Source organism: Micromonospora tulbaghiae, from assembly GCF_900091605.1.
GTDB lineage: Bacteria > Actinomycetota > Actinomycetes > Mycobacteriales > Micromonosporaceae > Micromonospora > Micromonospora tulbaghiae.
The window spans coordinates 299,383-324,988 of sequence record NZ_FMCQ01000001.1; the positions used below are offsets into that span (position 1 = coordinate 299,383).

Annotated in this window: 27 protein-coding genes and 1 tRNA gene; 17 read left to right on the forward strand and 11 right to left on the reverse strand. The window is 73.0% G+C overall.

The features are described 5' to 3' along the window. Positions 1-140: 140 nt before the first annotated feature. Positions 141-214, forward strand: a tRNA-Gly gene (locus GA0070562_RS01405). A gap of 195 nt (positions 215-409) precedes the next feature. Here the strand turns inward: GA0070562_RS01405 and GA0070562_RS01410 are convergent. Continuing rightward, on the reverse strand, positions 410-1,357 hold the full coding sequence (locus tag GA0070562_RS01410) for a hypothetical protein (RefSeq protein WP_091413714.1): 948 nt from the start codon (positions 1,355-1,357) through the stop codon (positions 410-412). A gap of 448 nt (positions 1,358-1,805) precedes the next feature. On the opposite strand from GA0070562_RS01410, the gene GA0070562_RS01415 reads away from it, so the two are divergent. Both GA0070562_RS01415 and GA0070562_RS01420 read left to right on the forward strand, forming a co-directional pair. After that, the gene (locus GA0070562_RS01415; RefSeq protein ID WP_091415998.1) at positions 1,806-2,564 is read left to right on the forward strand and encodes a helix-turn-helix domain-containing protein; all 759 of its coding nucleotides are present in this window, start codon (positions 1,806-1,808) and stop codon (positions 2,562-2,564) included. Positions 2,565-2,663: 99 nt separating this feature from the next. Further along, positions 2,664-3,626, forward strand: coding sequence for an alpha/beta hydrolase (locus tag GA0070562_RS01420; protein ID WP_175438586.1), 963 nt, complete (start codon positions 2,664-2,666; stop codon positions 3,624-3,626). 218 nt (positions 3,627-3,844) lie between these two features. Here the strand turns inward: GA0070562_RS01420 and GA0070562_RS01425 are convergent, their stop codons facing one another. Next, positions 3,845-4,579: a hypothetical protein gene (locus tag GA0070562_RS01425; RefSeq protein ID WP_091413716.1), complete on the reverse strand. Its 735-nt coding sequence runs from the start codon at positions 4,577-4,579 to the stop codon at positions 3,845-3,847. Positions 4,580-4,734: 155 nt separating this feature from the next. Here GA0070562_RS01425 and GA0070562_RS01430 point away from each other — a divergent pair, with 155 nt between their 5' ends. After that, the gene (locus GA0070562_RS01430; RefSeq protein WP_091413718.1) at positions 4,735-5,346 is read left to right on the forward strand and encodes a dihydrofolate reductase family protein; all 612 of its coding nucleotides are present in this window, start codon (positions 4,735-4,737) and stop codon (positions 5,344-5,346) included. Here GA0070562_RS01430 and GA0070562_RS01435 read toward each other — a convergent pair. Both GA0070562_RS01435 and GA0070562_RS01440 read right to left on the reverse strand, forming a co-directional pair. Beyond that, a complete protein-coding gene (locus GA0070562_RS01435; RefSeq protein ID WP_091413720.1) occupies positions 5,325-5,846 on the reverse strand; it encodes a GNAT family N-acetyltransferase in 522 nt (173 codons plus the stop codon). The genes GA0070562_RS01430 and GA0070562_RS01435 overlap by 22 nt on opposite strands. A 9-nt stretch (positions 5,847-5,855) precedes the next feature. Beyond that, positions 5,856-6,251 (reverse strand): VOC family protein, encoded by a 396-nt coding sequence (locus GA0070562_RS01440; RefSeq protein ID WP_091413722.1) that lies wholly within the window; start codon positions 6,249-6,251, stop codon positions 5,856-5,858. An 88-nt stretch (positions 6,252-6,339) separates the two neighbouring features. On the opposite strand from GA0070562_RS01440, the gene GA0070562_RS01445 reads away from it, so the two are divergent. The 4 genes from GA0070562_RS01445 to GA0070562_RS01460 all read left to right on the forward strand — a co-directional run bounded on the left by GA0070562_RS01445 (position 6,340) and on the right by GA0070562_RS01460 (position 9,894). Further along, positions 6,340-7,233, forward strand: coding sequence for a LysR family transcriptional regulator (locus tag GA0070562_RS01445; RefSeq protein ID WP_091413725.1), 894 nt, complete (start codon positions 6,340-6,342; stop codon positions 7,231-7,233). Between the two features lie 32 nt (positions 7,234-7,265). Next, positions 7,266-7,832 carry an NUDIX hydrolase gene (locus tag GA0070562_RS01450; RefSeq protein WP_091416005.1) on the forward strand — a complete coding sequence of 189 codons (567 nt, stop codon included), beginning with the start codon at positions 7,266-7,268 and terminating at the stop codon, positions 7,830-7,832. A 76-nt stretch (positions 7,833-7,908) separates the two neighbouring features. After that, positions 7,909-8,961 carry a MerR family transcriptional regulator gene (locus tag GA0070562_RS01455; protein ID WP_091416008.1) on the forward strand — a complete coding sequence of 351 codons (1,053 nt, stop codon included), beginning with the start codon at positions 7,909-7,911 and terminating at the stop codon, positions 8,959-8,961. A gap of 21 nt (positions 8,962-8,982) precedes the next feature. Then, the gene (locus tag GA0070562_RS01460) at positions 8,983-9,894 is read left to right on the forward strand and encodes an LLM class flavin-dependent oxidoreductase (protein WP_091413728.1); all 912 of its coding nucleotides are present in this window, start codon (positions 8,983-8,985) and stop codon (positions 9,892-9,894) included. Here GA0070562_RS01460 and GA0070562_RS01465 read toward each other — a convergent pair. Both GA0070562_RS01465 and GA0070562_RS01470 read right to left on the reverse strand, forming a co-directional pair. After that, positions 9,891-10,304, reverse strand: coding sequence for an ASCH domain-containing protein (locus tag GA0070562_RS01465; protein WP_091413730.1), 414 nt, complete (start codon positions 10,302-10,304; stop codon positions 9,891-9,893). The genes GA0070562_RS01460 and GA0070562_RS01465 overlap by 4 nt on opposite strands. Positions 10,305-10,357: 53 nt before the next feature. Further along, positions 10,358-10,906, reverse strand: a complete 549-nt coding sequence (locus GA0070562_RS01470; RefSeq protein WP_175438587.1) for a phosphoribosyltransferase family protein — start codon at positions 10,904-10,906, stop codon at positions 10,358-10,360. A 160-nt stretch (positions 10,907-11,066) separates the two neighbouring features. Here GA0070562_RS01470 and GA0070562_RS01475 point away from each other — a divergent pair, with 160 nt between their 5' ends. From GA0070562_RS01475 to GA0070562_RS01490, 4 genes are all read left to right on the forward strand, one after another. Continuing rightward, on the forward strand, positions 11,067-11,699 hold the full coding sequence (locus GA0070562_RS01475) for a septal ring lytic transglycosylase RlpA family protein (protein WP_091413736.1): 633 nt from the start codon (positions 11,067-11,069) through the stop codon (positions 11,697-11,699). Between the two features lie 68 nt (positions 11,700-11,767). Then, the gene (locus tag GA0070562_RS01480) at positions 11,768-12,895 is read left to right on the forward strand and encodes a PP2C family protein-serine/threonine phosphatase (RefSeq protein WP_091413739.1); all 1,128 of its coding nucleotides are present in this window, start codon (positions 11,768-11,770) and stop codon (positions 12,893-12,895) included. 116 nt (positions 12,896-13,011) lie between these two features. Beyond that, the gene (locus GA0070562_RS01485) at positions 13,012-14,868 is read left to right on the forward strand and encodes an acyl-CoA dehydrogenase (RefSeq protein WP_091413741.1); all 1,857 of its coding nucleotides are present in this window, start codon (positions 13,012-13,014) and stop codon (positions 14,866-14,868) included. 184 nt (positions 14,869-15,052) lie between these two features. Further along, positions 15,053-15,322 (forward strand): DUF6458 family protein, encoded by a 270-nt coding sequence (locus tag GA0070562_RS01490; RefSeq protein WP_013283345.1) that lies wholly within the window; start codon positions 15,053-15,055, stop codon positions 15,320-15,322. A 9-nt stretch (positions 15,323-15,331) separates the two neighbouring features. On the opposite strand, the gene GA0070562_RS01495 is transcribed toward GA0070562_RS01490, so the two are convergent. Further along, positions 15,332-16,198, reverse strand: a complete 867-nt coding sequence (locus tag GA0070562_RS01495; RefSeq protein WP_091413743.1) for an aldo/keto reductase family oxidoreductase — start codon at positions 16,196-16,198, stop codon at positions 15,332-15,334. Between the two features lie 138 nt (positions 16,199-16,336). Here GA0070562_RS01495 and GA0070562_RS01500 point away from each other — a divergent pair, with 138 nt between their 5' ends. Continuing rightward, the gene (locus tag GA0070562_RS01500; protein ID WP_091413745.1) at positions 16,337-16,744 is read left to right on the forward strand and encodes a winged helix-turn-helix transcriptional regulator; all 408 of its coding nucleotides are present in this window, start codon (positions 16,337-16,339) and stop codon (positions 16,742-16,744) included. Between the two features lie 10 nt (positions 16,745-16,754). On the opposite strand, the gene GA0070562_RS01505 is transcribed toward GA0070562_RS01500, so the two are convergent. Continuing rightward, positions 16,755-17,291, reverse strand: a complete 537-nt coding sequence (locus GA0070562_RS01505) for a SixA phosphatase family protein (protein ID WP_091413747.1) — start codon at positions 17,289-17,291, stop codon at positions 16,755-16,757. Between the two features lie 117 nt (positions 17,292-17,408). On the opposite strand from GA0070562_RS01505, the gene GA0070562_RS01510 reads away from it, so the two are divergent. Continuing rightward, positions 17,409-17,699: a DUF6458 family protein gene (locus GA0070562_RS01510; RefSeq protein ID WP_091413749.1), complete on the forward strand. Its 291-nt coding sequence runs from the start codon at positions 17,409-17,411 to the stop codon at positions 17,697-17,699. Between the two features lie 112 nt (positions 17,700-17,811). Here GA0070562_RS01510 and trhA read toward each other — a convergent pair whose 3' ends face one another. Next, a complete protein-coding gene (gene trhA / locus GA0070562_RS01515; RefSeq protein ID WP_091413751.1) occupies positions 17,812-18,489 on the reverse strand; it encodes a PAQR family membrane homeostasis protein TrhA in 678 nt (225 codons plus the stop codon). Positions 18,490-18,564: 75 nt separating this feature from the next. Between trhA and GA0070562_RS01520 the strand changes: the two genes are divergently transcribed. The 3 genes from GA0070562_RS01520 to GA0070562_RS01530 are packed head-to-tail and all read left to right on the forward strand — an operon-like array spanning position 18,565 to position 20,778. Next, positions 18,565-19,179 carry a 5-oxoprolinase subunit B family protein gene (locus tag GA0070562_RS01520; protein ID WP_091416011.1) on the forward strand — a complete coding sequence of 205 codons (615 nt, stop codon included), beginning with the start codon at positions 18,565-18,567 and terminating at the stop codon, positions 19,177-19,179. Further along, on the forward strand, positions 19,074-20,045 hold the full coding sequence (locus GA0070562_RS01525) for a 5-oxoprolinase subunit C family protein (RefSeq protein WP_372443330.1): 972 nt from the start codon (positions 19,074-19,076) through the stop codon (positions 20,043-20,045). The genes GA0070562_RS01520 and GA0070562_RS01525 overlap by 106 nt, the downstream gene beginning before the upstream one ends. Next, positions 20,029-20,778 (forward strand): LamB/YcsF family protein, encoded by a 750-nt coding sequence (locus tag GA0070562_RS01530; protein ID WP_091413755.1) that lies wholly within the window; start codon positions 20,029-20,031, stop codon positions 20,776-20,778. Before GA0070562_RS01525 ends, GA0070562_RS01530 begins: the two co-directional genes overlap by 17 nt. 9 nt (positions 20,779-20,787) lie before the next feature. Here the strand turns inward: GA0070562_RS01530 and GA0070562_RS01535 are convergent, their stop codons facing one another. Both GA0070562_RS01535 and GA0070562_RS01540 read right to left on the reverse strand, forming a co-directional pair. Further along, positions 20,788-22,623: an NHL domain-containing thioredoxin family protein gene (locus tag GA0070562_RS01535; protein ID WP_091413758.1), complete on the reverse strand. Its 1,836-nt coding sequence runs from the start codon at positions 22,621-22,623 to the stop codon at positions 20,788-20,790. Positions 22,624-22,741: 118 nt separating this feature from the next. Further along, a complete protein-coding gene (locus GA0070562_RS01540; protein ID WP_091413762.1) occupies positions 22,742-25,531 on the reverse strand; it encodes an LppU/SCO3897 family protein in 2,790 nt (929 codons plus the stop codon). Positions 25,532-25,606 lie beyond the last annotated feature (75 nt).

Consider the following 25,606-nt stretch of genomic DNA (forward strand, 5'->3'; position numbering starts at 1 on the left):
ACGCCGGTGCGGAAACGTGGGGCAGACGTTACATCTCATCGACAGATTTGAGAACGCCCATATGTTGCCGACGTGCAACTTCGTGCGCGGGGGTACCTGGGTGCACGGGTGTGGTGACGTCAGGTAGAGTGATGCCGCCTGCGGGTGTAGTTCAATGGCAGAACATCAGCTTCCCAAGCTGACAGTGCGGGTTCGATTCCCGTCACCCGCTCCACGCACGGAAGCCCTGGTCAGGACCGATGTCCTGCCAGGGCTTCCGTGGTTCTAGGTCATGCTGAAACAGGGACGGGCCATCAGCTCCCCTCGGCGGCCGGTCCGTCGCCCTCGGCAACCCGCTTGCGCTTGCTCGGCTTGCGCCGGGCAGCCCTGACTGCCTTCTCGTCACCCGATCTGCGTCGGCTGTCGTTGCTCATAAGCCGCGAACTGTAGTGAGATCATCCAACGCCAGGCGGTACCACGTGCCTCCACCGAAGGCGTGTAGATCGGGACCCCGGCATGTGTAGCGCAGGCGCTGTGCCTCCGTCCCGTCCGGGAGGACGATCCGGCCCTGCCAACCTGCTGACTCGACGCCTTGGTGGCTGAGGCGAAGCGGCGTCACGAGGTCGTACTCCGGACCCCATCCGCCGATCAGCGCGCCCTCTGCGCCGTCCACCAGGATGCAACCCGCTGACCGGTAGGGCGCGGGACCCAGGTCTCTCGGAACGTCGCCCGCGACAGAGATCAGGTGGAAGTCGGTGTACGGGCAGCAGTACGCGTTCTCCCCATGGACGTTGAGCGTGTAGCAGTCGAATATGGCGGGGAGGCCAGCGTCGACCGGGTAGAGCCAGTCGGGGACGAGTTCGCCCGTGAAGCGGGCGAGGCCGTGAGTCTGGGGGCCACTCCCGCTCATTGCTTCATCGAAGTAGCCGACCCACATGTCGCCCGAGGGCGTCGTCAGGAGCTCTTCGATGGCGTCACCGAGGTGGCCGGCACGAACGAGGTGGCCCTCGCTGGTCCATATCTGCGCGTTGGGTGGGGCGTCCGGTCGGCTTCGGGCGGCTGCGAGTAGGAGTTGCCCGCCGGGCAGCGGCTGAACGAAGGACACCTTCAGGGGCGTCTCGACGGTCGCCGAGGTGACGATGGCGGTGCCACCTGCGTGGGACGTCACCTGCTTCCGCTCGGCGACTTCGCGGTGTGGCCAGACAGCGAAGGCCGTTCCATCCGATCCCACGCCGACCGCCTCGGGCTCGGACTGCCACTCGTAGAGATCCGTTGGCTTGAGATATCCATGGTGCTTGAGCGCCAGGACAGGGAGTTTCAGGACCTCCAACCGTCGCCTGAGGCTGTCTTGATCGCGCTCTGCTTTGGTTTTCCTCATCGCTGAGCATCATCCGATACGAGGCAAGCCGTTTGAGGAAGGTCGATTAGTGGGCCATTATCCGAGGCGACGGCAGGCCGCTCCAGGTCACTCGACACCGCCGCAGACAGGCGCTGGGACACCATGATCCGGGATCTTGCACGGTTCCCAAGCTGACAGTGCGGGTTCGATTCCCGTCACCCGCGCCAGCGCCCGGCAGGCACACTGGCGGGCACCGATGCGCAGGTGCGCCACGAGTACCGGACGTTGCTCGCGGACCTGATGCGGCGGCTCGCCGCCTGGGCCGCTCACGCGCCCCGGGACGCCGCCGAGGCCAAGGCGGACCTCCGGAGGCGGCCGAGGTGAGACGTACCATCGTGATGTGCGACCTACCGCGCCGGTGCCCTCCGGTTCGCCCGCTTGGGACATCGCGGTCCCGGCACGACCGGGCCGGTTGGCGGGGGTCACCATGGCGGGTTTCAGCGATCGGGCTGACGCCCTGGTCGAGGTCGAGGTCGTGCCGCACCCCGCTCTCATGGTGATCTTCGACCTCGGCGATCAGCCGCTCGTCGTCGACGACGGTGCCGGACGGCAACAGCGAGGCTGCGTCACCGCCGGGCTCGCGCCACCCCACGGTGCTCGGGGACGAGGCCGGGCCGGAAGCTTCGCGTGCCTTCAGGTGCGGCTGTCGCCTGTGATCGCGTACGCGGTCCTGGGTGCCGCATCGGAGCTGAGCGGGGCCGTGACAGCCCTCGACGACCTCTGGGGGCGAGACACCGTGCGCATCCAGGAGCGGCTGCGCGCCGCGCGATCCTGGGACGACCGGTTCGCGATCGCCGAGGTGGAGCTGGCCCGACGTCAGGAGGCGGCCCGCGCGGTCGATGCGGAGGTCGCCTTCTGCTGGAGGCGGATGGTGGCCGGCGGGGGACAAGGGCGGGTCGAGCGGCTGGCGGCCGAGGTCGGATGGAGCCGCAAACGGCTGTGGACGCGGTTCCGGTCCCAGGTCGGACTCACCCCCAAGCGCGCCGCCCAGCTCATCCGGTTCGATCGTGCGGCCCATCGCCTCGCCGCGGGTCACAGCGCCGCAGCGGCGGCGGCGGACAGCGGTTACGCCGACCAGTCGCACCTCCACCGCGACGTCATGACCTTCACCGGAGCGACGCCCGCGACCGTGGCACGCGCACCGTTCCTCGCCGTCGACGATGTCGCCTGGCCCGTCGGGCCCTGACGCCCAGGCCGTGTGCGGCCCGTCGTGACATTCGTTCAATCCACCGGCATGCACCGGCTGTGACAGTGAGTCCACAGCTTCTGCACCCCGGAGGACACCATGAGAGGCAAGGCCCCACTGGGCACCCGGCTCCTGAGGGACACCCTGGACTGGGAGGCTCTGACCGACGAGCAGGTGATCGCCGCGCGCGAGAAGGCCAACCGCGTGGCATCGTCTCGTGCCGCACGGATCATCACCGGCCTTCCGGACCGCCGCGCACGCATCGAGGACACCTCGGTCGATCTTCCGGGTCGCCGCCTGACGCTGCGGGTACACCGACCGAAGGGAACCGGCCGGAAGCTGCCCCTGGTCGTCTCGTTCCACGGGGGAGGTTTCTTCGCGGGTACCGCTGCTCAGAACGACTGGCTCAACAGCCACGTCGCGGCCCGGTGCCCGGCGGTGGTCGTCTCGGTGGAATACCGCCTTGCCCCGGAGCACCCGCTGCCCCAGCCGATCGACGACGGCTACGACACCGTCGTCCGGCTCGTCGAAGATGCCGCCCGGTGGGGTGTCGATCCCGCGGCCGTCGCGGTCATGGGCGAGAGCGCCGGTGGCACGATCGCCGGACTCATCGCCCTGCGCGCCCGCAAGGACGGCCCACCACTACGTGCACAGGCGCTGATCTACCCGGGCACGGACTGGACGGAGAGCATGACCGAGTACCCCTCCGTCACGGAAAACGCCGACAATCCCACTCTGTCGGTGTCCCGGCTACGCGCGGCCCGCAAGGTGAGCGTGCCACCCACCCTCGACCCGCGCGGTGTGTCACCACTCAAGTTCGACAACCTCGCCGGACTGCCACCGACACTGGTCGTCACAGCCGCACTGGACCCGCTGGCCGATCAGGGAAGCCGCTACGTCGAACGACTTCGCGGGGACGGCACCGACGCTCGCCTGACCTGCTACCCGAGGGCCACCCACACCTTCCTGAGCATTCCTGGTCTGGTGCCGGCCGCCCGGCCGGCGCGCCGCGAGCTAGTCGCCTTCCTGCGCAGCCATCTTCATCCGGTGCCGGGGAGCTGAGACCGAGGACAGACATGAGAGGGCCCTGGTCAGGAACCAGGGCCTCGACGTCACTCGGACCACGGCTCCAACGTGAAGCCCCAGCTCAGGACAGGTTTCCTGGCTGGGGCCTCAGTCGTCGTTACCGCTTCTTGCGCCGGCCGTGCCCGGAACATCGGATGACGCAATGCGCCGTGCGCGTTCAGGCCGAGTGTCCGACGCGTCACCGCGAAGGGCTGTCAGGCCCACCGCTCGGGATCGGACAGGCCGAGCCGGCGGACGTCGTCGAGCAGTTCGACCGATGCGTTGTGCTCCCGCAGTGCGCCGGGCGCGTGTCGGACGACAAACAGTTGCAGGGCGGGAACCCACGTGTCGACGTCGTGCCAACTCGGCCACGGGAGCGCGTTGCCCCGCAGGTCGTACATCCACTCATCCACAGCCTCGACCAGCCGCCGGCGGGTCACCTCGTCGACCAGAGCCTCTGTCCAGGCTGCCAGCCACGGGTTGAACTTGATGGTCGCCTCGGCGAGGAAGGAGAGGCCGTCATGGGCGGACACCTTCGCGTCGGGCTCGACCAGTACATGCAGCCACCAGGCGTTCAGAAACTCCCGCAGGGCGTCCTGCTGTCCGGCGGGCCACTCCTGCCAGCGGGCGGTGGCGAAGAAGTATCCAAGGCCAGGCGCTCCGGTCCGGGAAATTGCATCGCCCGCCACGAGGTGCTGGGTCAGCTGCGGCAGGATCCGGCGCAGCAGCGGGCCGGGATAGTGCCAGTCCGCGGTGCCGTATGTCCGGCCGAGCAGGTCATCGTCGAGCGGCACGTCCGGCGTCTTCAGCAGTGCCAGCTCCTCCGCGCTGCCCCAGTGGCACTCGCAGTTGGACTCCTGCTCGTGGGCCGTCATGCCCTGGAACGCGACGGCCACACCGGCCAGCGCCTCGTCGAGGAGGCCGCGTATCTCAGTCCGATCGGGGATCACGGCGAATCCGCCTTCGAGGACTCCGGAGGTGTACGCCTGCCGAAGAGAATGATCTTACGGGCAGTCTCAGGTCGCTGGTTCCTCGGAGTCGGCGATGAGTTGCGGATCGTTGACGGGTCTGACGGGGGACAAGCGGAAACCGGAGGAGCAGACCCATGGGCAAGTTGATCGTTACCGAGTTCCTGACCCTCGACGGGGTGGCGCAGGCTCCCGGCGAACCCGACGAGGACCGCGAGGGCGGCTTCAGCCACGGCGGCTGGCAGATGCCGCTGCTCGACGAGGAGTCCGGCGCGGTGATGTTCCAGCAGGCGAGCAGCATGGACGCGCTGCTGCTGGGCCGCAAGACGTACGACATCTTCGCCGGCTACTGGCCGAAGGCGCCCGCGGACATCCCCTTCACCGGGCTGCTCAACGGCGTGCCCAAGTACGTGGCCAGCCGGACGCTCGCCGAACCGCTGGACTGGGCGAACTCGTCGCTGGTAAACGGTGACCTGGCCGAGCGCGTCACCGAGATGAAGGCCCGCCACGACGAGGTCCACGTGATCGGCAGCCTGGACCTGGCGCAGTCGCTGCTGCGCCTCGGCCTGGTCGACCGGCTCCACCTCTGGCTGTATCCGGTCGTGCTCGGCACCGGCAAGCGCCTGTTCGGCGAGGGGACGGTGCCGAGTGCGCTGCGGCTCACCGAGTCGGTCACCCACGCGCACGGCACGCTGCAACTGACGTACGAGCCGGCCGGCGCGCCCGCCTACGGGGACGCGGCCGCGTAGGGCGCCCGGAGGTCGAGCGCGTGCCGCAGGCCGGGCTCCCCGTCCAGATCCACCTCGCAGTCGGACACCCCGCCGTCGAGCACGAAACCGGCACGCCGGAGCACCGCCAGTGAGGCCGGGTTCGCCAGCGCCGCCGAGGCGACCAGCCGGCGCAGCCCGTACTCGGTGCGGGCCAGTTCGCACACGCGCCGTACGCCTTCACCGGCGAGCCCGCGCCCGGCGGCGCGCTCGGCCACCCGGTAGCCCAGCTCGGCGCTGCCGCCTGCGACGTCGACCAGGTTGAACCGCCCGAGCACGGTGCCGTGGTCGCCGACCAGCACGTGGAAGTGGCAGGTGCCGCGTTCCTGCTCGTCCAGCAGGGCCGCGTGCCGGGCGGCGTACCCGGTGAAGTAGTCGTCGCCCCGGTCGGGGACGTACCGGGCGAAGTACGCCCGGTTCTCCCGCTCGAACCGCAGCACGGCGGGTGCGTGGTGGGCGGCGAGTCGTTCCAGCTCCGGCATCGGGCCAGGTTAGGCGCCGGCCGGGTAGGAGCGCAGTTCGATTGTGTTGCCGTCCGGGTCGCTGACGTAGATCGAGGTGCCGGTGCCGCGCGCGCCGAAGCGCGGTACCGGGCCGGTCAGCACGGTGAAGACCCCGGAGTCGACCACCCGCTGCCAGTCGACCGGCTCGACCACCAGGCAGAAGTGGTCCACGTTGGACCCGTCCGGCTCGCCCCGTACCAGGTCGATGATGGTGCCGGCGTCGACGCGTACGGACGGGAAGGGCACCTCGCCGGCCCGCCACCTGTCGACCCGCACCGGGGCCAGGCCGAGCGTGCCGCAGTAGAAGTCGAGCGAGCGTTCGACGTCGCTCACCGCGAGCACGAGGTGGTCGAAACCGGTCACCGTCACGAGATCGTTGTGCATGCCGTCAACCCTGGTCCGCCGCGACGCCGGGACCAAGCCCGATCCGGACTACGATCGTTGACCCGCAGGCAACGACGGAGGTGCTCCGGTGCTGGAGCGGTACGAGATCGAGACGTTCCTGACCCTGGCCGAGGAACTGCACTTCGGGCGGACCGCCGAGCGGCTGCGGGTGAGCACCGGCCGGGTCAGCCACGTGGTGCGCAAGCTGGAACGCCGCATCGGCGCGCCGCTGTTCGAGCGCACCAGCCGGGTCGTCCGGCTCACCCCGATCGGCGCCCGCCTGGCCGAGGAGATGCGCCCGCTGGTGGCCGGCGTCGAGGCGGCGGTGCAGCGGGCCGTGGACGCCGGGCGCGGGCTCACCGGCGAGCTGCGGGTGGCGTACGTCGGTGAGTCGACAGCGCCGGTGCTGCTGCGCGCGGTGGCCCGGTTCACCGAGCGCCACCCGGACCGCGAGGTGCACGTGCACGAGGCGCCGCTGGCCAGCACCCGGTCGAGTCTGCTGGACGGCACGATCGACGTGCTGATCGCCTCGTACCCCTTCGACGGCATGGCGAACGGCCCGGTGCTGATGCGCGAACGCCGGGTGCTCGCGGTCGCCGCCGGCCATCCGCTCGCGGCCGAGGAGTCGGTGTCGCTGGAGGTGCTCGGCGACCATCCGGTGGTGCAGTACCCGGCGATGACCTCTGCCGCGTTCAAGCAGGACCGCACGCCGGACCGCACCCCGGCGGGCCGCCCGGTGCCGAGAGGGCCGGTGGGCGCCAGCTTCTCCGAGATGCTCGCGCTCGTCGCGCTGGGGCGCGGGGTGCTGCCGGTGGGCGAGCAGACCCGCCAGTTCTACGCCCGTCCCGACCTCGCCTACGTGCCGATCCACGACGCGCCGCCGATCTGTCGCGGTCCGGTGTGGCCGGCCGGGAACACCACTTCCCGGGTACGCGAGTTCGTCCGCGCGGCGGCCGACGCCAACCCGCTGCCGCCGGACTGACCGTGTCGTACCCGGGTGGCAGCATCGGCGGGATGCGGGACGAGATCCGGGCACTGGTCGACGAGCTGACACCCGGTGACGAGCAGGAGGCGCGGCACCGGGAGGCGGCGCTGGCCTGGCTCGCCGCCACGGAGGACATCTTCCGCCGGGCCAAGCCGCGTACGCCGTCGCCGCATCTGGTCGCGTACTTCCTGCTCCGCGACCCGGCCGACGGCGCGGTGCTGCTGGTCGACCACCGTCTCGCGGGCATGTGGCTGCCGAGCGGCGGTCACGTCGAGCCCGGCGAGCACCCGGCCGACACGGTGCGCCGCGAGCTGCGGGAGGAGCTGGGCGTGGCGGCGGTCTTCGCGCCGCCGTTCGGCGAGCGCCCGGCGTTCCTCACCGTCACCGAGACGGTCGGCCCGCCGGAGCAGCGGCACACCGACGTCAGCCTCTGGTACGTGCTGTCCGCCCACCGTGACCAGCGGTTCACGCCCGATCCGGTGGAGTTCGCCGGCATCCGCTGGTGGACGACGGCCGAGGTGGCCGAGGCGCCGGCCGGCACGATCGAGCCGCACCTGGGCCGGATGCTGACCAAACTGGCGGCAGCGACGCCTTGACCCGTCCCCTGCGGCAAGGCCCAGCGTGATCAGTGCCGGTCGCGGTGACCGGCACGAGGAGCGCGAGGGAGGCACGGTGCGACTGCTGACCATCGGCGCGTTCGCCCGGGCGGCCGGCCTGAGCGCCAAGGCGTTGCGCATCTACGACGACTGCGGGCTGCTGCCCCCGGCCGCGGTGGACCCGCACTCGGGTTACCGCTACTACGCGCCGGAGCAGCTGGACCGGGCACGGCTGATCGCCGGGCTGCGCCGGGCCGGGATGCCGCTGGCCGAGATCCGTACCGTCTGCGGCCTGCCGCCCGCTGCCGCCGCCGAGGCGCTCGACGCCTGGTGGCGGCGGGTCAGCGCGGACACCGCGGCGCGCGGCCGGGCCGTCGCGCTCCTCGTCGACAGGCTCAGCGAGAGGGGCACCACCATGTCCGAGACCACCTTCCGGTACGCGGCGCGCTGCGAGACCGGCACGGTCCGCGACTCCAACGAGGACACCGCGTACGCGAGCGCGTCGCTGCTCGCGGTCGCCGACGGCGTACGCGGTCCGGCCGGGTCCACCGCCAGCGCGGAGGCGGTGGACGCGCTGCGGCCGTTGGAGCAGGCGGACACGCCGCAGGCCGATCTGCTCGCCGCGCTGGCGGACGCGGTGACCGGGGCCGACCGGGCGGTACGCGCGCACGCCACCGACACCGACCAGCCCGCCACCACGCTCACCGCGCTCGTGCGGCGCGGCACCCGGCTCGCGCTGGTGCACGTCGGGGACAGCCGGGCGTACCTGCTGCGCGGCGGTGAGCTGTCCCGGCTGACCCAGGACCACACGTACGTGCAGACGCTCGTCGACCAGGGGCGGCTCACGCCGGCCGAGGCCGGGGCGCATCCGCAGCGGGCGCTGCTGGCCCGGGCGCTCGGCGCGGGCGCGGACGTGGAGGCGGACCTGGCGCTGCGTACGGCGCTGCCCGGAGACCGCTACCTGCTCTGCTCCGACGGCCTTTCGGCAGTGGTGGAGCCGGGCGCGCTGCACGCCGCGCTGGCGGAGGCGGACGACCCGGAGGCCGCCGTCGAGCGCCTGGTCGAGCTGGCGTACGCGGCCGGCGCGCCGGACAACATCGCCTGCGTGGTCGCCGATCTGGCGGCGTGATCCACCGCGACCCGGGTCGGGATGTCCGACCCGGGTCGTACCCTGGTGATCATGCGAATCGGCATCGTGATCCTGCCCGACCAGCGCTGGTCGGAAGCACGCCGGCGGTGGGCACAGGTGGACGAGTGGGGCTTCGACCACGCCTGGACCTACGACCACCTGGGCTGGCGTGACCTGGTCGACGGGCCGTGGTTCGACTCGTGGACGACGCTCACCGCGGCGGCCGGCGTGACGTCCCGCGTCAAGCTGGGGACGCTCGTCGCCTCGCCGAACTTCCGGCACCCGGCGGCGTTCGCCCGGCAGGTGACGGCGCTCGACGACGTGTCCGACGGCCGGGTGCTGCTCGGCCTCGGCGCGGGCGGCATCGGCTTCGACTCGGCCGTGCTGGGCGGCGAGACGCTGCCGCCCCGGCAGCGCGTGGACCGGTTCGCCGAGTTCACCGAGCTGCTCGATGCGATCCTGCGGGAGGACGGCACGACCTGGCGCGGGGAGTGGTTCACCGCTGTGGACGCGCGCAACAACCCGGGGTGCGTCCAGCAGCCCCGGGTGCCGTTCGTGATGGCCGCGAACGGTCCCCGCTCGATGCGGCTGGTCGCCCGGTTCGGGCAGGGCTGGGTCACCACCGGGCTCGGCGGCGACGACATCGAGGCGTGGTGGGGCACTGTGGCGGAGCTGTCCGAGCGGATGGACCGCACGCTGGAGCAGGCCGGCCGTGACCCGGCGACGCTCGACCGCTACCTGTCGCTCGACTCGGCGCCGGTGTTCTCGCTGACCAGCGCCGACTTCCTCGCCGAGCAGGTGTCCCGGGCGGCCCGGCTGGGCTTCACCGACGTGGTGACGCACTGGCCCCGGGCCAGCAGCTGGTACGCCGGTGACGAGGCGGTGCTGGTGGAGGCGGCGGCGCTGCTGCCGGAGCTGCGCCGCGCCGGCTAGGTGCCGACGCTGCCCTCGGTGGAGACCAGCCGGAACCGGAGGCAGACGATCCGGGTGTCGTCGGTGACCGGGGTGCCCTGCCGGGCCCAGTAGGCGCCGTGGCCCTCGCGCCACTCCTCGATCGACCGGTCGCCCTCGCCCTCGGCGCGGGCGAAGTCCCACGGCACGTCGGCGAAGCGCACCACCTCGACGCCGGTGACCTCCACGACGCCGACGAGCGCGTCGTCGTCGTCGACCAGAACCAGTCGCTCGCCGACGTACTCCAGTTCCTCGTTCTCGTCGTCGTACTCCTGGACCAGCCCGGCGGTGGCGGTCTTCACGCCGGAGAGCACGAGGGTGTTGAGTCGGGTGCGCAGCTCACCGGGCGTGCCGAGGGCGAGCGCGCGCAGTCCACCGATGCGAGGCCACATGCCGCCGACGCTACGGCACCGTACCGCCGTCGCTCACCCGGTTCACCGACGTCTCACGGCAGTTGGTCGCCGGTGAGCAGGGCGCGCAGACCCAGCCGCTCGGCGACCTCGGGCGGGCAGGTCGTGACCAGTGCGGCGGCACCGATCAGGTCGGCCCCGGCGTCGCGGACGACGCGGCCCAGCGCGTCCAGTTGCGCGCCGGTGTCGACCCAGTCGTCGACCAGCAGCACCCGGTCGCCGGGATTCAGCCGCCGGCCGTCCACGCCGACCCGCAGCTGCCGTCCCCGGTAGTCCGGGGGTGTCTGCGCCCAGCGCGTCGGTCCGATCCGACGCCGCTCGCCACCGTCCTTGTACGCGGGCAGGAAACCGGCTCCGGCGGCGACCGCGACGAGGGGGCCGAGGAGCAGCCCGGTCACCTCGGGGGCGATCACGACGGTCGGGCGACCCTCGGGGAACAGCCCGGCCAGCGCCGGACCGACCTGGGCGAGCACGTCGGGGTCGCGCCACCAGCCGGAGATGTCGCTGACCATGTGGGTGCTGCCCGGCCCGGGGTCGATCCACCGGAACAGCTCGACCAGGCGACGACTCAGCACGGTTTCCATCCTGGCGGATCGGTGGGCCGTTCGGCCGATCGACGGTGGCGTGATCGGCTACACGTACCAGGGTAAATGCGGGCATAGCACCATGATCACGTTGACTTCGGAAGTGCTTCTCTCGTTACGGTCCGGGCCGGTTTGTTCAGTTGACGAAAGGACCGGGCCGGTGGCTGCTAGGCACCTTCGTACCCGCAAGTTCTCCTCGCCCGCCGCCATCGCCGCGACCGCGGCGGTCGGCGTGGCGCTCGCGGTCGGCGGCACCGTCGGCGCCGTGCGCCTCACCTCCGCCGAACCGCCCGCCGCACCGGTCGCGGTCGAGACGCTGCCCAGCACACCCGCCCCCACGTCGGCCGCCCCCTCGCCGAGCGCGTCGGCCTCGCCGAGCGCGAGCCTCAGCCCGTCGCCGAAGGCCACAGCGAGCCCGAAGGCGAGCCGCACCCAGGCGGCCTCCCGGAGCAAGGCGCGGACCACCGCCCCGTCGCCGACAGCGAAGAAGACGAGCAGCCCGAAGGTCGTGGACAGCGGCTCCTGCGGCGCCTCCTTCTACGCCGAGGGTCAGATGACGGCGAACGGCGAGACGTTCAACCCGAACGCGCTCACCGCGGCGCACAAGACGCTGCCGTTCAACACCAAGGTCCGGGTCACCAACCCGGACAACGGCAAGTCCGTGGTGGTGCGGATCAACGACCGTGGCCCGTTCATCGAGGGCCGGTGCCTGGACCTGTCCCGCGCCGCGTTCGCGACCATCGCCGCCACCGGTCTCGGCCACGTGAACGTCCGGTACGAGGTGCTCGGCTGACCGGCCACTCGGGCAGAACTTCCACGACCGACGGGCCAGGTTCATTCTCCCGTTCACGTCCATCAGGCATGCTGTCCGATGTACGCACGCAACCCTTTCAGCCGGGCCGAGGCCCGCTGAGCCCCGGATCCCGCGCCGGTCTCGGCGCGGCCCTCGCGCTGCTCGCGATCGTGGTCGCAGTGGAGCTCGCCGACGGCCGGCCGGCGCACTACCTCGCGCTGATGGTCGTCGCGCCGTTCCTCGCGGCGGCACTGGCCTCCTGGCGGGTGGTGCTCGCGGTCGGCGGCCTGGCCACCGCCATCGGCATCGGCTTCGCCGTCGCCGAACGGGGTAGCCCGCTGGTGACAGTGGTCAACGTGACGGCTGTCGGGGCGGCCACCGCGATCGCGGCCGCCACGGCGGCGATACGCCAGCGCCAGGCCGACCGGATCACGGAGCTGTCCCGGCTCGCGTCGGTCGCCCAGCAGGCGGTGCTGCGACCACTCGGACCGCAGGTCGGGACGCTCGCGGTGGCGGCGCGGTACATCTCCTCCACAGCGACGGCCGAGATCGGCGGCGACCTGTACGAGGTGATGGACACCCCGTACGGCGTCCGCATGATCATCGGCGACGTACGGGGCAAAGGGCTGGACGCGGTCCGTCTGGCCAGCATCGTGCTCGGCTCCTACCGGCACGTCGCGTACGAGCGGGCCGACCTGCGCGCGGTGGTGACCGACCTGGACCGCGCGGTGGCCCGCAATGTCGGTGACGAGGACTTCGTCACGGCGGCCCTGGTCGAGGAGCGGGGCGGCACGCTCACCATCGTCAACTGCGGGCACCCGCCGCCGTTGCTGCTGCGCCGGGGCGCGGTGATCCCGCTGGAGCCGCCCGCGCCCGCGCCGCCGCTGGGTTTCATGCCCGTCGTCCGGCCCCGGGTGGAGCGGCTGGAGCCGGGCGACCGGCTGCTGCTGTTCACCGACGGGCTGGGCGAGGCGCGCCGGGACGGCGAGTTCTTCCCCACCGCCGACCGTGCCTGGCGGCTGCTCGGCCACGGCACCGTCGCCGACGGGCTGGCCTCGTTGGAGACCGCCCTGGTCGAGTGGGTGCACGGCCGGCTCGACGACGACATCGCGCTGGTCCTGATGGAGTACGTCGGCGCGCGCAGCACCACCGCCTCGCCGGTCCCGAGCTGGGAGGTCGGCGCCGCCGACGGATGAACGGGAAGTGTGTAATCGCTGTCACTTCCGAGATCCGCTTGTCGTTGCCTACCGGCGAGTAATACAGTCTGGAGTTACTGATCGGTAACACCTGTCCGGAAGCGGGGCCAGCGAGCATGACCCACTACAAGAGCAATGTGCGGGACCTCGAGTTCAACCTGTTCGAGGTATTCGGGGCGGACCGGACGCTCGGCCAGGCGCCGTTCACGGACCTGGACGTCGACACCGCCCGCAGCTTCCTCGGCGAGGTCGACCGCCTCGCCCGCGAGGATCTGGCCGCCAGCTACTCGGACAGCGACCGCAATCCGCCGGTCTTCGACCCGGCGACGTTCACCGCGCCGCTGCCGGAGTCGTTCAAGAAGTCGTACAAGGCGTTCATGGACTCCGAGTTCTGGCGCCTGGACCTGCCGGAGTCCCTGGGCGGCACCAACGCCCCGCGCGCCCTCTGGTGGTCGCTCGCCGAGCTGGTGCTCGGCGCCAACGCCCCGATCTGGATGTACGCCTCCGGCCCGTCCTTCGCCCACGTGCTGCACGTCGAGGGCACCGAGGAGCAGAAGAAGTGGGCCCGGCTCTTCATCGACAAGCAGTGGGGCTCGACCATGGTCCTCACCGAGCCGGACGCCGGCTCCGACGTGGGCGCCGGCCGTACCCGCGCGATCCAGCAGCCGGACGGCTCGTGGCACATCGAGGGCGTGAAGCGCTTCATCACCTCCGGTGAGCACGACCTGAGCGACAACATCGTCCACTACGTGCTGGCCCGTCCGGTCGGCGTCGAGGGCGTCGGCGGCCCGGGCACCAAGGGCCTGTCGCTGTTCGTCGTGCCGAAGTACCACTTCGACGCCGAGACCGGCGAGCTGGGCGAGCGCAACGGCGTCTACGCGACGAACGTCGAGCACAAGATGGGCCTGAAGGTCTCGAACACCTGTGAGGTGACCTTCGGCGAGCACGGCGTACCGGCCAAGGGCTGGCTGCTGGGCGAGAAGCACGACGGCATCCGCCAGATGTTCATGATCATCGAGTACGCCCGGATGCTCGTCGGCACGAAGGCGATCGCCACGCTCTCCACCGGCTACCTCAACGCGCTGGAGTACGCCAAGAACCGGGTGCAGGGCGCCGACCTCACCCAGATGGCCGACAAGACCGCCCCGCGGGTGACCATCACCAACCACCCGGACGTGCGCCGCTCGCTGCTGCTGCAGAAGTCGTACGCCGAGGGCCTGCGCGCGCTGGTCTGCTACACCGCGACCTGGCAGGACAAGGTCACGATCGCCGAGGCGGCCGGTGACGAGAAGGCCACCAAGCTGGCGAAGCGGGTCAACGACCTGCTCCTGCCGCTGGTCAAGGGCGTCGGTTCGGAGCGGGCGTACGAGCTGCTCGGTCACGAGGCGCTGCAGACCTACGGCGGTTCCGGCTTCCTCCAGGACTACCCGCTGGAGCAGTACGTCCGGGACGCCAAGATCGACACCCTGTACGAGGGCACGACCGCGATCCAGAGTCTCGACCTGATCTTCCGGAAGATCGTCCGGGACAACGGCAAGGCCCTGATGGCGGTCGCCGCCGAGATCCAGGAGCACATCGCCTCCGAGGCCGGCAACGGCCAGCTCAAGGAGGAGCGTCAGGCGCTCGGCAAGGCGCTCGCCGAGATCCAGAACATCCTCGGCGTGATGACCGGCTGGCTGGGCGAGGCCCAGGGCGGCGACACCCGCGCGCTCTACAAGGTCGGCCTGAGCAGCCGCCGGTTCCTGCTGGCGATCGGCGACCTGGTGGTCGGCTGGCTGCTCCAGAAGCAGGCGGACGTGGCGCTGAAGGCGCTGGCCGGCGAGGTCTCCGCGGCCGACAAGTCCTTCTACGCCGGCAAGGTCGCCGCGGCCCGGTTCTTCGCCCGCGAGGTGCTGCCCCGCATCGGCGCCGACCGCCGGATCATCGAGGGCACCGACCTGGAGATCATGGACCTCCCGGAGGAGGTCTTCTGAGCCCTTCCGGGGGCTTTCACCCCTAGAACGTCACTCTCCCCCTCATGACGACGGCCGGCGGGCACCAGCCCGCCGGCCGTCGCCGTGCGCGTGCCGGGGTGGATAGGCGGCCCGGTGGCGGGTAACCGTCGCGGACCACGACCGGAGTACGCCCAAGGCCATCGCACGGGGGAGTGCAGCGCACATGGGCATTGGTAGCGCCATCTTTCTCATCGCGCTCGGCGCGATCATGACCTTCGCCATCCGGGCCAACGTCTGGTGGATCGACCTGCGCGCGGTCGGCTGGGTGTTCATCCTGGCCGGGCTGGGCGTCCTGCTGACCACGCTGTGGTTCTGGCAGGACCGCCGCAAGCGGGCCCGCACGCTCATCGTGGAGGAGAACCGGCTCTCGCATCCGACCGCGATGATGCCGCCGCCGCCCGACCCGCCGCCGCCGACGGCCCCGCCGTCCTGACGCCGCGTCTCAACGGCCGATCCGGTCCAGCTCGGCGAGGTCGTCGCCGGAGAGGGCCAGCCCGGCTCCCGCGACGTTCTCGCGCAGGTGCGCGACGGACTTGGTGCCGGGGATCAGCAGGATGTTCGGCGAGCGCCGCAGCAGCCAGGCCAGGGCGACGCCCATCGGCGTCGCCCCCAGGCGTTCGGCCACCGCCGACAACGCCGAGGACTGCAACGGGGTGAACCCGCCGAGCGGGAAGAACGGCACGTAGGCGACGCCCTGCCGGGCCAGCTCGTCGATCAGGTCGTCGTCCTGGCGGTGGGCCAGGTTGTACAGGTTCTGCACGCAGACGATCGGCGCGATCGACCGCGCCTCGGCCACCTGTTCCGGCGTCACGTTGCTCAGGCCCAGGTGGCGGATCAGACCCTCCTGCTGGAGCGTGGCGAGCGTGTCCAGCGCCTCGGCGAGCGATCCGGGCTGCGGCCCTGTGGCGTCGCCCAGCCGCAGGTTCACCAGGCCGAGCGCGTCCACGCCGAGCGTCTCCAGGTTGTCCCGGACCTGCCGGCGCAGGCTCTCCGGATCCCGCGCGGTGGGCCACCCGCCCTGCTGGTCCCGGTCCGCGCCGACCTTGGTGACGACGTGCAGCGAATCGGGGTACGGGTGCAGCGCCTCCCGGATCAGCCGGTTGGTGACGAACGGCCCGTAAGCCGCGCTGGTGTCGATGTGGGTGATGCCGAGCGCGACCGCCTCGCGCAGCACCGCCAGGGCGCCGTCGTGGTCGGCCGGCGGTCCCATCACCCAGGGGCCGGCGAGCTGCATCGCGCCGTAGCCGAACCGGGTGACGGTCAGGTCGCCCAGCGTCCAGTTGCCGCCGGGAAGGGTGGTGCGGGCCATGCGTGTACCTCTTGGCTCTCGTCGTCCGTCACGGGCGCCGCCGGATCGCGGCACCCGGCCTCCACTATCGGGGTGTAACTTTCCGGGGGGAAGTAGGCACCTGAAAGTGCGTAGCTCACCGAGGCGGCAGGAGCACAGATGAGCAAGGCGGAGTACGACGCGTTCCTGGCCCAGTGCCCCAGCCGGCAGCTGCTCGACCGGATCACCGACAAGTGGGTCACGCTGGTGCTGGCCGCGTTGCGCAGCGACGGCTCGCACCGGTTCGGAGCGGACTGCGCCGGCGAGCCGCGCCCGAGGCGATACTCCGAGCTGTTCCGCACGCTTCCCGGGGTCAGCCAGAAGATGCTCACGCAGACGCTGCGCGCCCTGGAACGCGACGGAATGATCATCCGAACCGTGGAGCCGACGGTGCCGGTCACGGTCACCTACGAGCTGACCGACCTCGGGTTCTCCCTGCACGAGATGATCCGGGGCCTGAAGACCTGGGCGGAGACGCACATGGACGACGTACTCACCAACCGGGCGGCCTACGACAGCCGGGTCTGAGTCGTACCGGTCAGGCGCGGGCGGTGTGGCGCGCGGTGAGCGGCGCTCGGCCCGGGGCCAGCTCGGCCCAGCGGGTCGTCGGCCGGTGCACCACGAGATCGGTGGTACGCAGCCCGTCCGGGTCGGCCCGCTGCGGATCGAGCAGCGCCGAGAGCAGCGAGACACCCGGGTTGTGCGCCACGAGCAGCACCGTGCCGGCGGCCGGCTCGACCGTCCGGACCAGCTCCAGCAGTTGGTCCGGGTGCGCGTCGTACGCGGTCGCCTCGTACCGCACCGCCGGGACCGAACCGGCCGGGCCGCCCTCCGGGGGCGAGCCGGTCATGCCCATCGCCACGTCGTGCCAGGTCTGCCGGGTACGACGGGCCGGCGAGCAGAGCACCACGTCGGGAAGCAGCCCTTGCCGGGCCAGCCAGGCGCCGGCCGCCGCGGCGTCGGCGTGACCCCGCGCGGTGAGCGACCGCTCCGCGTCCGGACCGTCCGCGGACTGCTCGGCCTTGGCGTGCCGCAGCAGCACCAGCGTCCGCTGCCCGTTCCTGCCGTCCGTCATACCGCCCAGCTTGCCTGATTGACGATCAAAGCGCCTGGGTATGTCGATGTGTGCCGCTACCTCATCCATGGCCGCGGCGGGCAGGAAACGCCAGCAGGACGCCAAGGAGGCGACGTCATGGGCATCGGTGCCAGTATCTTCCTCATCGCGCTCGGCGCGATCTTCGCGTTCGCCGTCGACGCCAACCTGGGATGGCTGAACCTCAACGTGGTGGGCTGGGTGCTCATGCTCGCCGGCGTCGCCGGCCTGCTCACCACGCTCTACTTCTGGAACAGCCGCCGCCGGGTCGTGGCCGCCCCGGTACGCGAGCAGGTGGTCGCCGAGCCGGTGGTGCCGGTGCGTGACGACCGCGTCGTGCGCGAGGAGTACCGCGAGGTGCGCCGCCCGGGCTCGGGCTACCCGGCCTGACCCCACGAACCCGAGGGCCCCGCAACGGCGCGGGGCCCTCGCGCATGTCCGGAGCCCGGCGCGGCGCGATACGGCCCGAGGCCGGTGCGGGCGCGGCCGGGCGCGGCTCGGCTCAGGCGAACAACGCGAAGTAGATCGCGATGTGGTGGCAGATCGCCGCGACGAGCGTGCAGGCGTGGAAGAACTCGTGGTGCCCGAAGACGGTGGGCCACGGGTTCGGCCGGCGCAGCGCGTAGAACACCGCGCCCACGCTGTAGATCGCGCCGCCCACGCTCAGCAGCACCAGCGCGGTGACGCCACCGGCATGAAGGATCTGCGGCAGCATGGCCACCGCGACCCAGCCGAGCGCCAGGTAGAGCGGCGCGGAGACCCAGCGCGGCGCGTGCGGCCAGATCAGCTTCACCGCCACGCCCGCGATCGCGCCGCCCCAGACCAGGCTCAGCATGATCGTGGCCTGCCGGGTGTCCAGCAGCAGCGCGCAGAACGGTGTGTAGGTGCCGGCGATGAACACGAAGATCATCGAGTGGTCCATCCGGCGCATGATCTGGTAGCCGCGTTCGGACCAGACCCGCCGGTGGTAGAGCGCGCTGGTGCCGAACAGTCCGCACACGGTGAAGCTGTAGATCAGGCAGCTCACCAGCGGCGCCCAGCCGGGACGGCCGGCGGCGATCGAACACAGCACGATGCCGCAGACGAGAGCGGCGAAGAACGCGTACGCGTGCAGCCAGCCGCGCATGCGCGGCTTCCCGATGTCGGCCGGCCGGAGCCGGAACGGTGCGGAGGTCGTCACCTCAATAGGTTACGACGGCGTAGGTTACTTGCAAGTAGTGTGGACCGTCACGTCACCCGGCGGGAGGATGACCGGATGCTGATCCGGCCGGTCGGGGCGCACGCCCTGCTCCTCGACTGCGACCACGCGGAGCAGGTGCAGGCGTGGCGAGCCGAGCTGTGGCACCGGCGCGAGGCGGGCGAGCTGACCGCCACCGAGATCGTCCCCGGCGCGGTCACCGTGCTGCTCGACGGCGTACCGGACCCGGAGGCGGCCGCCGCCCGGATCGCCGGCTGGCGCCCCCGGGCCGCCACCTCCGGCGCGACCACCGCCGAGGTCCGGGTGCCTGTCGTGTACGACGGGGAGGATCTTCCGCATGTCGCGGACCACTGGCACGTCGATGTGCCCGCAGTCGTCGACCGGCTGCGGCGTACCGAGTTCCGGGTCGCGTTCTGCGGGTTCGCGCCCGGGTTCGCGTACCTGACCGGGCTGCCGCCCGAGCTGGCCGTGCCCCGGCTCGCCACGCCGCGTACCCGGGTGCCGGCCGGCTCGGTCGCGCTCGCCGGCCCGTACGCGGGCATCTACCCCGCCGCGTCACCGGGCGGCTGGCTGCTCGTCGGCCGCACCGACCTGCCGCTGTTCGACGTGCACGCCGATCCGCCCGCCCGGCTCACCCCCGGCACCCGCGTCCGGCTGGCCGACGCGTCGTGATCGAGGTGCTGCGGGCCGGTGCGCTCACCACCGTCCAGGACCAGGGCCGGCCCGGGTGGGCGCACCTCGGCGTACCCCGCTCCGGCGCGCTCGACCCGGCCGCCCTGCGCCTGGCCAACCGGCTCGTCGGCAACGACGAGCACGCCGCCGGGCTGGAGATCACCATGACCGGCTGCGCGCTGCGCTTCACCCGGGCGGCGGCTGTGGCCCTCGCCGGGGCCCCGGCCGACGTGGTCGTCGAGTGGCGGGCCGGGGCCGCACAGCGGCGCCCGGGGGACGTGGGACGGCCGCTCGCGTTGCCCGCCGGGGCGGTGCTGCGCGTCGGCCCCGCCCGGGCCGGGGTGCGTACCTGGCTGGCGGTCAGCGGCGGGATCGCGGTCGAGCCGGTGCTCGGCAGCCGCGCCACCGACACGCTCTCCGGCCTCGGACCGCCGCCGCTGCGCGACGGGGACCGGCTGCCCCTCGGCACCCCGGCCGGTCCACCCGCACCCGTCGACCTCGCCGTCACCCTGCCGCTCCCGGTCGAGCTGCGGCTCACCGTGCGCCCCGGCCCCCGGCAGGACTGGTTCACCCCCGATGCGCTGGACCTGCTGTGCCGCGGCGCGTACACGGTGAGCCCGGACAGCAACCGGGTCGGCGCGCGGCTGGCCGGCGCGGCCCTGACCCGCACGGTCGCCGGCGAACTGCCCAGCGAGGGTCTGGTGCTCGGCGCGGTGCAGGTGCCGCCGGACGGCCGGCCGCTCGTCTTCCTGGCCGACCACCCCACCACCGGCGGGTACCCGGTCATCGGGGTGGTGGACGACGTGACCCCGCTCGCCCAGGCCCGGCCAGGCACTACGGTGACGTTCCATGGACCTCAACGCTGACCTGGGCGAGGGATTCGGAAGCTGGCGGCTGGGCGACGACCACGCGCTGCTCGACCTGATCAGCTCCGCGAACGTCGCCTGCGGCTTCCACGCCGGTGACGCGGCCACCATGCACCGGGTCTGCGCCGGCGCCGCCGAACGCGGCGTCGCGGTGGGCGCGCAGGTCGGCTACCGCGACCTCGCCGGCTTCGGCCGGCGGCACATCGCGTACGACTTCGCCGAGCTGCGCGACGAGACGATCTACCAGCTCGGGGCGCTCGACGCCTTCTGCCGCCTGTACCGCACCCGGGTCCGCTACCTGAAACCGCACGGCGCGCTCTACCACGCGGCGGCCCGGGACGAATCGCAGGCCGCCGCGCTGGTGGCGGCGATCAGCGGGTACGACCACGAGCTGCCGGTGCTCTGCCAGCCCGGCACCGTGCTGGCCCAGCTCGCGGCCGGCGCCGGCCTGCGTGTGGTGGCCGAGGGCTTCGCCGACCGCAACTACCTCCCCAACGGCACGCTGGTGCCGCGCAGCTCGCCGGAAGCACTGGTGACCGACCCGGAGCAGGTGGCCGTCCGGGCGGTCCGGATGGCCGTCGAGCGCACGCTGGTCGCCGTGGACGGGACGGTCATCCCCGCCCCGGTCGAGTCGATCTGCCTGCACGGGGACACCCCCGGCGCGGTGCGCTGCGCGGAGCTGGTCCGCGCCGCGCTCATCGACGCCGGGGTCACCCCCACCCCGTTCGCCTGAACGGGACGGTCAGGACTCGTCCAGGCCCCGCAGGACCAGCGGCACGCGGGTCGCGCCGCCGGTGACCACCCGGACCGGCACGCCCCAGTCCTGCCGGGTCAGGTGGCAGGCCGCGTGCTCGACGTCGGCGTCGCAGGTCGCCGCCTGAGCGGTCACCTGGAGCACCCCCTGCGCGACGTCGCCGCTGACCACCAGCTTGCGGGACAGGTCGGTGGTCGTGCCCGCGCCCTCGACCAGCAGCTCCGGCGGGGACGCCGAGACCACCAGCCGGGTCGACGGCCCGTACGTCTCGTCGAGCTTCTGCCCCGGCGCCGGCGTGAAGATCACGTCGAGCGTCAGCTCACCGGCCGCCACGTCGGTCGGCTTGCGTTCCAGCCGGTGCCGAGGGCCGTCCACCGTGCCCGCCCCGGCCGACGTCAGCGCGCCCGGCGCCAGCCGGGTCAGCCGGTGCGCGGCCGACTCGACCACCAGGACGTCGCCCTCACCGGTGAGCACCAGGTCGCTCGGCTCCGCCAGCCCGTCCGCCACGGTGCCGACCTGGCCGGTCTCCGGGTCGAAGCGGCGCACCGCACCGTTGTACGTGTCGGCGATCAGCACCGAGCCGTCGGGCAGCGCGCACACACCGAGCGGGTGCTGGAGCAACGCCTGGTCGGCCGGGCCGTCGACGTGCCCGAAGTCGAACAGGCCCTGACCGACGGCGGTGTGCATCACGCCGTCGGAGACCCACCGGATCGCGCTGGTCTCGCTGTCGGCGACCCAGAGCCGGGTGCCGTCGGCCGACACGGACAACCCGGACGGCTGGGCCATCCACACGTCCGGCAGCGGGCCGTCGCGCAGCGCCTCGACAGTGGTCCCGGCGTACATGCCGGTGGTCCGCTTGATCGGGTCGAACCACCAGAGCTGGTGGATACCGGCCATCGCCACGATCACCCGGTCCTCGTACCAGGCCACGTCCCAGGGAGAGGAGAGGTCGACCGCGCGGGCGTCGTGCGCGTGGTCGTCGACCGTCGAGCGCCACTGCCGCCCGGTGCCGGCCACCGTGACCACCTCGCCGGAGGACAGCCGTACGCCGCGCAGCAGGTGGTTCACCGTGTCCGCGACCACCACGTCGTAGCCGGCCACCTCGGCCACGTGCGGCGGCAGGAGGCAGAGCCCCTGCGGCTCGGCGAACGTGGCGGCGGAGGCCGGGCCGTCCGTCCGGCCCCGGGAACCGGCGCCGATGCGGCGGACCACCGTCTCGCCGTCGGCGGCCAGCTCGACCAGAGAGTGCCGGGCCGAGTCGCTGACCAGCAGATTTCCGCCGTCGAGCGGGACGGCCTTGCCGGGGAACCGCAGGACGGTGTCCGGCTCGGCCGGCGGCACGTACGGGCCCTCACCGCGGTGCAGCGTGCCCTTCGCCTCGTGGGTGGCGATCAGCTCGTCGATCAGCCGGGCGAGCCCTTCGGCGTGCCCCTCGCCGGCCATGGTGGCGACCACGTACCCCTCGGGGTCGACCACGGCGAGGGTCGGCCACGCCTTGGCCGCGTACTGCTGCCACATGTCCATCTCGGCGTCGTCGAGCACCGGATGGTGCACGCCGTACCGCTCGACGGCCGCGGCCAGCGCCGCCGGGTCCTTCTCGTGCTCGAACTTCGGCGAGTGCACGCCGATCACGACCAGGACGTCGCCGTACTTGTCTTCGAGCGGGCGCAGCTCGTCGAGCACGTGCAGGCAGTTGATACAGCAGAACGTCCAGAAGTCGAGCAGAACGATCTTGCCTCGCAGGTCGGCCAGCGTGACCGCCTTGCCGCCGGTGTTCAGCCAGGCCCGACCCCGCAGTTCCGGTGCCCGTACGCGTGCGCTCATGTCCCCATCGTGCCGCACCGGCCGGGCGCGCTCGCGGCGATCCCGGGGTGAACAGACGCACACCGGAACGGCGCGGAGCGCCCACCCCGCGAGGGATGGGCGCTCCGCGTACGTGCGGTTACTGGCCGGCGGGCTTCAGGCAGAGCACCCGCGTGGTGCCGCCGCTCTCGACCGAGACCGAGGGCTGCGACAGATCGGCGCACTTGTCCTTGTTGTCCACCTTCGACACCACGCTGAACGCGCCCGGCTCCCCGCAGTCCGCGGCCGCCGCGCTCGTGCCGGACTGCTTCACGCAGGAGCCGACCGCCGGGTCGAAACCGGCCGGCTTGTCGTCGCCGACCTTGCCGAGCAGCGTCAGCAGACCGAGCGGTACGGCGAGGATGAGCACCGCCGCGATCAGCACGGCGGCGAGCACCCGGCCGTTGCGCACCTTCGGCGGGGGCGCCTCGGTCTGCGACTCGGTGGCGTCCGGCTTGAACGCGTCGAAGCGGCCCTGCTCCGGCTCGGCGCCGGGCCCGTCCTGCGACCAGGCCGGCGGGGCCTGCTGAGGCGGCGGCGGGAAGGCGTTCGCGCCACCCGCCGGGCCCTGGCCGGGCACCGCGACCGAGGCACGTCCCCCGGCGGACGGACCGAACCGGTCCGGCTCGCCGAACGGCTCGGGCCGGCCGGCCGGGCTGCCGAACGGCGCCTGCTGGCCGCCGAACGCATCCTGCTGGCCGCCGGGGCCGCCGAACGGCTCGGGCTGGCCGCCCGGCGCGCCGAACGGGTCCGGCCGGCCACCCGGGCCGCCGAACGGGTCCTGGCCGCCGGGAGCGCCGTACGGGCTCTGCTGGCCGCCGAACGGGTCACGGGCGGCGTCGGGCTGCTCGCCGCCCGGGTGCACGCCGTTGGCGGGGCGGGTGTTGCCGGGCGCGTCCACGAAGGACGGCACACCGACGGGGAACGACGGCGGCGCGGCGGGCGCGGAGGACGTGCCGGCGTACCCGTGCGGGCCGTCGACGTCCTCGGACCGCGACTGCGGGCCGGGGAAGCCGTTGCCGGGTGGCCCGTCCTGGCCGGGATACCCGGGCTCGTCGTGCTCGGGGGCTTCCTCGGGCTCCGGGCGCGCGGGCCGGCCGTACACCCGGGGCTGCGGCGTGGGGCCGCTGGTCGGCAGCGGCTGGTCGGACGGCGGGGTGACCCGGCTGGCCACCGGGACCGACGCGCTGGCCGAGACCGGGCCGCCCTCCGGGGAGGTACGCGGTCCGGGAACGGCAGGCGACTGCGGCTCCTCGGCACGGGACGCGCCCCAGGTGCCGTCGCCGCGCTCCGGCTCGTACCCCTGGGGTTCGGTGCCCGGACGGTCGGTGGGCGGCGACGCGGCGAGCGCGGCGCCCGGCACTCGCTGCTGCTGCGCGGGCAGCGGCACGGCGTTGCCGGCAGAGATGCCCGGCGCGGGGGCGGGCTGGTAGGCCGGGGCGGAGTCCTCGGACCGGCCCCACGCCTCGGCGGGCGACCACGGCTCGGGCGACGGCGGGGCCGCACGCTCGTCCTGGTTGCCGCCCCAGCCGGCGGGCGCGTCGGGCGCCGGCACGGACACGCTCGCGCGGGCCTCGGCCGGCGCGGCGGCGCCCCAGGCGGGCTGCGCGGGCTCGTCCGACGGCCGCCCGGGCTCGTGCTGCTGCGGTACGGAGGCCGCGCCGCTCCAGGCGCCGGCCTGCTCGCCGGAGTCACGCTGCTGCGGTACGGCGGCGCCGTCACCCCAGCCGCCGGCCTGCCGGCTCTGGTTCGGCTCCCAGCCGCCCGGCTGTGCCGCCTCGGCGGGGTTCGCGGCGCGCCCGGCGGCCCAGCCGCCGGAGCGGTCCGGGTCCTCGGTGCGGGCCGGCTCGTCCCAGCCGCCGGACCGGTTCTCGGCCTGCGGAGCGGGCCAGCCGCCGGAACGCTGTCCCTCGTCGTGCTGCGGCCCACCTGTCGCCCGCCAGCCACCGCTGTCCTCGGCCGGGCGGTTGTCCTGATCGGACTGCTCCGGAGTGGACCAGGCGTTGTCCGGCCGGGCGGTGGCGGGCACCGAGACCGCGGCGGCGGCACGGGCGGGCGGGTCGGCCGGCGGCCAGGTGGCGCCGGTCTGCTGACCCGGCGCCCAGGCCGGCTGGCTCTCGCGCGGGGTCCAGCCGCCCGAGCGGCTCGGGTCGTCGGACGCGGCGGGCTGCTCGTCGCGCGGGGTCCAGCCGCCGGAGCGGTTCGGGTCGTCCGGCTGCGCGGCGGCGGCCCAGCCACCGGCGCGACCGGGGGCGTCGTCGTGCTGCCCGCCGGTGGGCGCGAAGCCGCCGGAGCGGTGCGGGTCGTCCGCGGGGGCGGGCGTGACCCAGGTCTCGTTCGGCACGGTGGCCGGGGCGGGCACGTAACCGGTGCCGCGGGCGGCCGGGTCACCGGACGGCGACCATCCCGGCTGCTGCTCGCCGGAGTTCCATCCGGGACGGTTCTGCTCGGTGGCCCAGGGGGCCTGCGACGGTTCGGCCGGGCTGCCCGGCGGCGTGGCGGCCCAGGCGGGCGGCGCCTGCTCGGCGCCGCGGTCCGGGCCGGACTGCTCCTGGTTGCCCCAGGCGGGGCCACCGGAGCCGGCCCAGGCGGGACTGTCCTGGTCGTTGCCGCCCCAGGCGGGCTGCGGGACGTGGGCTGTCGCCCGCCCGGTCACCGGCTGGCCCGCGGGCGGGGCCCACGCGGGTGGCTGGTCGTCGTTCGCGGCCCAGGCCGGGGCCGGCTGCGCGGGCCGACCGGCCGGCGGGGGCGGTGCCCAGCCGAGGTCGGGTGCGCTGTTGTACCCGTTGTCCTGCTGCGCCGGCTGATCGCCGTACGGCACCGGTCCGCCGGTGCCCGGCGACACCTCGCCCGGCTCCTGGCCGGGGCGGTGCGGAGCCTCGGACGTCATGGGTGCGCCTCCTCCATCACAGGTCGGCCGCCGATGCCGGTCGGGGAACCGTCGGCATGGCTACCGGCGTCGCCG